Source organism: Anabaena sp. CCY 9402-a (genome assembly GCF_963920945.1).
GTDB lineage: Bacteria > Cyanobacteriota > Cyanobacteriia > Cyanobacteriales > Nostocaceae > Trichormus > Trichormus minutissimus.
Map to the genome: position 1 here is coordinate 82945 of NZ_CAWUDL010000013.1, position 6740 is coordinate 89684.

7 protein-coding genes are annotated in these 6740 nt (G+C 37.8%); 6 read left to right on the forward strand and 1 reads right to left on the reverse strand.

The genetic code is table 11. The features are described from left to right. The first annotated feature begins 96 nt into the window (after positions 1 to 96). The 6 genes from ACM0OR_RS07050 to ACM0OR_RS07075 all read left to right on the forward strand — a co-directional run bounded on the left by ACM0OR_RS07050 (position 97) and on the right by ACM0OR_RS07075 (position 6009). Complete coding sequence (locus ACM0OR_RS07050; RefSeq protein ID WP_414575611.1) at positions 97 to 951, forward strand: SDR family NAD(P)-dependent oxidoreductase; 855 nt, start codon at positions 97 to 99, stop codon at positions 949 to 951. A gap of 599 nt (positions 952 to 1550) precedes the next feature. Then, the gene (locus ACM0OR_RS07055; protein ID WP_414575612.1) at positions 1551 to 3035 is read left to right on the forward strand and encodes a CIA30 family protein; all 1485 of its coding nucleotides are present in this window, start codon (positions 1551 to 1553) and stop codon (positions 3033 to 3035) included. 305 nt (positions 3036 to 3340) lie between these two features. Continuing rightward, the gene (locus ACM0OR_RS07060; RefSeq protein ID WP_414575613.1) at positions 3341 to 3682 is read left to right on the forward strand and encodes a hypothetical protein; all 342 of its coding nucleotides are present in this window, start codon (positions 3341 to 3343) and stop codon (positions 3680 to 3682) included. A 919-nt stretch (positions 3683 to 4601) separates the two neighbouring features. Continuing rightward, positions 4602 to 5045: a hypothetical protein gene (locus ACM0OR_RS07065; RefSeq protein WP_414575614.1), complete on the forward strand. Its 444-nt coding sequence runs from the start codon at positions 4602 to 4604 to the stop codon at positions 5043 to 5045. Between the two features lie 355 nt (positions 5046 to 5400). Beyond that, positions 5401 to 5742 carry a helix-turn-helix transcriptional regulator gene (locus tag ACM0OR_RS07070; protein WP_414575615.1) on the forward strand — a complete coding sequence of 114 codons (342 nt, stop codon included), beginning with the start codon at positions 5401 to 5403 and terminating at the stop codon, positions 5740 to 5742. 54 nt (positions 5743 to 5796) lie between these two features. Beyond that, complete coding sequence (locus tag ACM0OR_RS07075; protein ID WP_414575616.1) at positions 5797 to 6009, forward strand: hypothetical protein; 213 nt, start codon at positions 5797 to 5799, stop codon at positions 6007 to 6009. Here the strand turns inward: ACM0OR_RS07075 and ACM0OR_RS07080 are convergent. Beyond that, complete coding sequence (locus tag ACM0OR_RS07080; RefSeq protein ID WP_414575620.1) at positions 5994 to 6674, reverse strand: polysaccharide deacetylase family protein; 681 nt, start codon at positions 6672 to 6674, stop codon at positions 5994 to 5996. The genes ACM0OR_RS07075 and ACM0OR_RS07080 overlap by 16 nt on opposite strands. Positions 6675 to 6740 lie beyond the last annotated feature (66 nt).

The following is a 6740-nucleotide window of genomic DNA, read 5'->3' on the forward strand; positions in this document are numbered from 1 at the left end:
AGATTTGAACTAATAAATATGACATATAAGTAGCAAATCTGTCATTTGTTATCAGCAGGTAATTTTATAGTTAAGCTCAGAGATTGGATAACATAAATGCTTGCAAAAAATCAAGGTACAGTAGTGATTACAGGCGCATCAACAGGAATTGGTGAAGCCTGCGCTTTGCATTTAGACAAATTAGGATTTTGTGTCTTTGCTGGCGTGCGTAAAGATTCTGATGCTCAAAAACTTCAACAGAAAGCCTCTCAAAGACTTATTCCTATCTTTTTAGATGTTACTGATGCTGATTCGATTGCATTTGCAGTTGAGACAGTCAAAAATACAGTCGGTGATGAAATTTTCGGTTTAGTAAATAACGCTGGAATCGCCGTTCCCGGCCCATTAGAATTATTACCAATTGCAGACTTTGAACAACAACTGCAAGTTAATGTCACCGGACAACTAGCCGTCACACAAGCATTTCTTGGTTTATTGCGCCAAAGTCAAGGACGAATTGTCAATATGGGTTCTATTAGCGGTAGAAGTGCTGCGCCCTTTCTTGGTGCTTACAATGCTTCCAAATTTGCACTTGAAGCACTCACCGATGTGATGCGTATGGAGTTACGACCTTGGGGAATTTCCGTTTCAATTATAGAACCAGGTGCGATCGCTACTCCCATTTGGGAAAAGTCTTTTACTCAAGCCGATACAGCAAAGCAAAATTTATCACCATCTGCCCTAAATCTCTACGGTCATGCGCTGACTGCTGTACGTAAACAAGTAGGAATTCTGGCATCTAAGAGCATTTCATCGGATATTGTAGCTGAGGCTGTTATTCACGCACTCACAGCAAAAAAACCAAAGACACGCTATCTCATCGGTCAGGATGCGAAAATAGGAGCATTACTCAAGTATCTTTTGCCTGATAGATTGTATGACCGTGTAATTTTATATTCAATGGGTTTATAGTTGGCGATCGCACACAGGGCGACTAATTTTTTGTTCTGATCTCAAGGATTGCGATTCGCCTGTGATATTTTACCGAGATTTTTTCGTAGGGTGTGTTAACACAGTAACTCACCATCTTTATCTTATAGGCAGTGTGTAATATTTTATCTAGATGGAGCGATGCCTACGCCTGTAATGATGAGAATAGGCGAACCCATCATTTAAGATATATTCCCATCCCCATCTTTCATGCGTCGAGATTCAATTTTTTACAAATTATTTCAACAATCTCCTAGTACAGTACGGCAAAAATAAACAGACCATATTGGTGGGAGAATAAATAATTAGGTTAAAACCCGTTTTGGGGTGTGGCTAGATTAACTTCTAAAATATTAAATTTGGGCGATAGCGAGCGCGATCAACTCCAATAGTTGGTCAACAGACACAACACGCCGCAAATCCTAGCGATACTAGCCAAAACAATACTTCTCAATATTGCTTAATTCTTAACCGAGAAGTATTGATCAATCACTCACTTTTTTGATTCTCAATACTGCTTAATTCTTAACCGAGAAGTATTGGTTATCATGTAGCAAGAAGAGAATTATGAAGACGCAACTGTGGCTGATAAAAATCGTTCTCAATGGAACTTAGGCAGATTTATTGAAACCTTGACCTACTTCGAGGTATTTCCTTTCCTGACCTGGTTACAGCAATTAATCCAAGGTCGCCCCCATGATCATCAATATCTACCTAATGGAGCAAAAAATGTGGGTGTAATACTAGTAGCAGGTGCAACGGGTGGCGTTGGTAAAAGAGTAGTCAGGCGGTTGTTAGAACGAGGTTATAAAGTCCGCGCACTAGTGCGAGATATTGATAAAGCCCGGTCAATTCTTAGTAATGATGTTGACTTAGTAGCTGCTGATATCACTAAACCAGAAACTTTAACTCCAATGGTTATGGCTAATCTTCAAGCCGTAATTTGTTGTACAGCAGTGCGTGTACAGCCAGTAGAAGGAGACACAGCAGACAGAGCTAAATATTATCAAGGTGTAAAATTTTACCAACCAGAAATTGTGGGTGACACTCCTGAAACTGTAGAATATCAAGGAGTGAAAAATTTAGTTGATGCGGCTGCAAAATATCTATCCTCAGCCAATGAAAAACTTATATTTGATTTTACCAATTCCTCCACAGAATTAAAAAATATCTGGGGTGCGCTAGATGATGTTGTGATGGGAGGCATAAGTGCCAGTAATATGCAGTTTTTAGATAACACTGCTGTGTTTACTGGTAATGTTTCCACAGCTAATTCTGGTGGATTTGCATCCGTGAGAACGAAAAATTTTGAGCCACCTTTTAATTTATCTGGCTATACAGGTGTAGATTTGCGTGTTAAAGGTGATGGACAGCGTTATAAACTCTTCCTGCGGACTGATAGCAAATGGGACGGATTAGGTTACAGCTATTCATTTGATACTGTAGCTAACACTTGGATTAATGTCCGCATTCCCTTTACTGATTTTGTACCTGTATTTCGAGCCAAAATAGTTAAAGATGCCCCAGCAATTGATCAAAGTACAATTAGTTCTTTTCAACTGATGTTGAGCAAATTTGAATATGATGGTGCGTTAAATCCCCATTTTTCAGCAGGTAACTTTGCTTTGCAGTTGGAATCTATGAAAGCTTATGGGGGAACAACTACACCACAATTTGTTCACGTTAGTTCCGCAGGCGTAACTCGTCCTGGAAGACCGGGAATTAATTTAGATGAAGAACCGCCAGCAGTAAGGTTAAATGACCAACTGGGAGGTATTTTAACTTGGAAATTAAAAGGGGAAGATAGTTTAAGAGCCAGTAGCATTCCCTATACAATTATTAGACCCTGTGCATTAACAGAAGAAGTGGGAGGTAAAGAGTTAATTTTTGAGCAAGGTGATAATATAAAAGGCAAAATCAGCCGTGAAGATATAGCAGAATTGTGTGTACAAGCGTTAAATCAACATAATGCTTGTAATTTAACCTTTGAGGTAAAAGAAGGAACTAATATTGCTCAAAATATTAATTGGCAAGATTTATTTTCTAACTTAAAACCGGATGAATGACGTATAGTTTTTCTCAAAATAACCCCCTCCCCCAACGTTCCGTTCGCCAGAAACCGCCGCTCAGACTTCTCTTCGCCGTGAGGAAGGGGCTATGATATACCTCTGAAGAAATGCCATATCAGAGAATTGCTAAAATAATAAATGTACATCACTAAGTAGCTAGGCATTAATAAATTAAAGTTTGTAGTAAGAACTTTAGTTCTAATGATATTTTTTCCTAGGTAATAAGCTGCAACTACAAATTAGGTTTTTTTGTAGATTTAATTATACCTGACTACTTATCTCCCCCTTTTGGAGTTAATACAATGTTTCGCAGATTATTGCTCGCTGTGTCTTTGGTAATTATTATCTGGCTGGGATTACTCTCAAACCCTGCGGCATCACAGCAAGTTGAATCTCGCCTGAATAATTTACAAGTGGATTTAAATCGTGTTGAGTTGCGGTTAAATCAAATAGAATCAAGACTCAATCAAAATCGACAGTCTCCATCCCCAAGAACACCAATTACAATACCTCCAGGTTCGAGAAGAACTGTATCAAAACCAGGCCGAGAGCAGATGTTTGATAGGTTGGCAACTTTAGTAGTCGAATTAAAGCAACAAGTTAATAACTTAGAGACGCGAGTTTCTAAACTAGAATCACGTTAACTAAACTGCGATCGCTCACCTTGAATTTCTTTACCATTACCCAAGAAGGTGTACACTCCTGTACGGAATTGTTTAAGCTGATCAAATGTCATGGTCAATCTGTAATTTTTCTCTAAATATCAGCATTGACCAAAAAGCGGTCACTTTTTAATAGTTAACCGTTTTTCCTCAGCATATAAAATACTGACATCTGCTTATTACTAGTATTAATAGTAACTCCATTATTTTAAAATACTTGTGGGATCTTCTTGGAACTATCAACAATAATTTTGCGTCATTCTATGTACTGTTCTTCTAGTGTCAATCGGTGTCAAATCAATGTCAGTGCTTAGACATTCCAACTACTTTTGGAAACTAAAGAGTAGAAATTGATGAATGTCTAACTACTTACAGATATTTTAGTCCCGATTTTAAGCTGATTTTACAATAATCACAGGAATCTTATTCCTTCAGATTGTATCTACTAGATAAAAATGCAGGAGTTTGTAGTGAGAGTTCCGTAAACTAGACGGAATACCAATTCAAAATTCTAAATACCCTACAGGTTCTCTACGTTCGCGGAGCGTGTCGTAGACAGAGGCTAACGCCAACGCATAGCATCTTGTAGGGATGAAAAGCCTACGCCTACGAAATTCAGAAAGCCCTATTTCGCAAGGGTTTCTGAGTTTGTATGTGTTGCCTATTTTTGGAGAATTGGTAGCAGTAAAGCAAACTTAATATCTTGCTTTGATACCTAAGTTCTGTAAATTACTTACTTGCAAACTTGTTTAATTGACTGGTTTGAGCGAAAAAAATGTTGATATTTGAAATTTTTGTACTGATTGATTAATAGAACTATTACTAACTTTAGGGATATTGATAAATGTAGACCTAAGATTTTTGATAAATACATTGATAATTCTCAGAGGGAAATTTAAAAGTGTTTAGAATTTTAATTGATGCTGATTTAATCTTAGAAGCTGTCATGAATCGGAGTGAATTAACAGCCGATGTTAGCAAATTATTAGAAATGGTAGATTCATCTATTCAAATGTACTTAACAAATGTTGGCTTGCAGAAAATTTATGCCTATACTGCTTGTTTAAAAAATCGTCAGATGGCTAATATAGTAGTTGATTGGTTAGGAGAAAATATTAAAATTTGTATTGTTGACCAAAGTATGATGCACACAGCACGTTTATCACCTTTAAAAAACTTTGAATCTGCTGTAGAGGTAGTGTGTCTCAATCATTATCAATTGAATGCAATCATTACTAATCAGCCAGAAGATTTTAAAGATGTGGTTAATAGGTTTTACATTTGGTCTTTTCGCGATTTGTGGTTGCGTGTTAATCTAGAAACTCAGTTGCAGGTATCTTTCTAAAATAGTGCTATTCTGGGTTAGCTTCGTTAAATTATACTAGAATCGACGAACGATATTTTATATCTAGCCTAACAAGAAAAGCCAAGCTGCATATAAGGGTTCATGCCATTGCAAAAACTTCGGAAACTGACACCGCAGACTTTTAGCAAATTTTAAACTCTAAAAGAGTATGAGATACTACCAGAACAAAATATTTTTCGGTGTTGCTTTGAAAGTATAGATAAATCTTATTTATTGCTAGTCCCGTATGTAAAATATTTTAACAAATATACAAAAGTTTTTTAGTAATTTTATAGGCGTAGGTTTTCTTTGGTGCTACGATCTACGACTATAGATAGATATAAGTGCTGTAGCTGTGAAACAAAAGCCAAAACCAAGGATCGCTTTGCTTCGAGAAAAAGCAGGGCTAACCCAGCTTGAACTGTCCCGTCTTGTAGGCGTAACTGAAAGCACTATTCAAAACTGGGAAAGCGGACGAACTGGGACAGATCATATTGAAAGAATTATTAGGTTTTGTAAAGCTTTGAATTGTCAAGTGGAAGACCTAATAGACTATACAAGCGAGTCAACAGATGAGTCTGTAGCTAAACCCGCTTCATTAAATGACTTACATCAACTGTTAGGAAATCATGAGCCTATTTCAGTTAATACTTCTGATACCGAGGTTACTCAACAACCACAAGTTAAAATCACCTAAAACATATCTTTGAAAGATATCCAATATTGTAGGGTGCGTTAGTCAGATAAAACCTTGAAATACCAAGAAATTATTTGTAGTGACGTACCCTACAAACAGCTTTTATGGGATAGATATATTTTTTCGTGTTTCCCAGAATTTAAAATTCCCTTTGAAAATCAAGCTATAGTAGTCAAAATCGGCTTGCTTTCTGCTGGTAAATTAGGCATTAAGAAGTTTTTATGCTTAGTTGTGGTAAATTCTGTACTTTGTCAAAAGTTGGCTTGAGTTTGTTGCCATAGGGCATCAACAGTCACAAATTGATAACCATTTTGTAGCAGATGAGGGATGAGAATTTGGATGGTTGCGGCCACATCTTGTCCACCACAAGCACCATCATGTAAAACAATTAATGAGCCGTTTTGTACTTGCTTTATGACTCGCTGTACTACTTTATTTACTCCTGGTCTGACCCAATCTTCTGGGACAACACTCCACATCACCGGACGATATTGCCATTGTCTAAATAAGTTGAGAGTTTTAGGTGTAAATAACCCATTGGGAGGTCTAACATCGCGGACTTTTACAGGTAGGATATGGCAAGCATGATAGATAGCGGTTTGAGTTTTTTCTAAACTTTCTTTGAGGTCTTTGGGTGAGAGCCTAGTAAAAGAGCGATGATCATAACCATGTAACCCTATCCAGTGTCCGCGATCGCTCACTGCTTTGGCAATGGTTGGTGAATGGTTGACACAAGCACCCAACCAAAAAAAGCTAGCTTTGATGTTGTACCGATCTAACACTGCTAGCACTTGGGGTGTATATTGGGGATGAGGCCCGTCATCAAAAGTGAGGGCGATTGTTTTCGTGTGAAGATTCCCACGCCACAGACAGTTGGGAAAAGTCGGTTGGAGAATCCGGTAAGCTATTGGTAATAGGGGAGCAAGTTCCATTCTTGATAGGGAACAGGTGACAGGTGACAGGTGACAGGTGACAGGTGACAGGTGACAGGTGACAGG

Coding starts and splice junctions, on each gene's coding strand:
- ACM0OR_RS07060 (WP_414575613.1), top strand. CDS start 3,341: ATGTTTCGCAGATTATTGCTCGCTGTGTCTTTGGTAATTATTATCTGG.
- ACM0OR_RS07080 (WP_414575620.1), bottom strand. CDS start 6,674: ATGGAACTTGCTCCCCTATTACCAATAGCTTACCGGATTCTCCAACCG.
- ACM0OR_RS07050 (WP_414575611.1), top strand. CDS start 97: ATGCTTGCAAAAAATCAAGGTACAGTAGTGATTACAGGCGCATCAACA.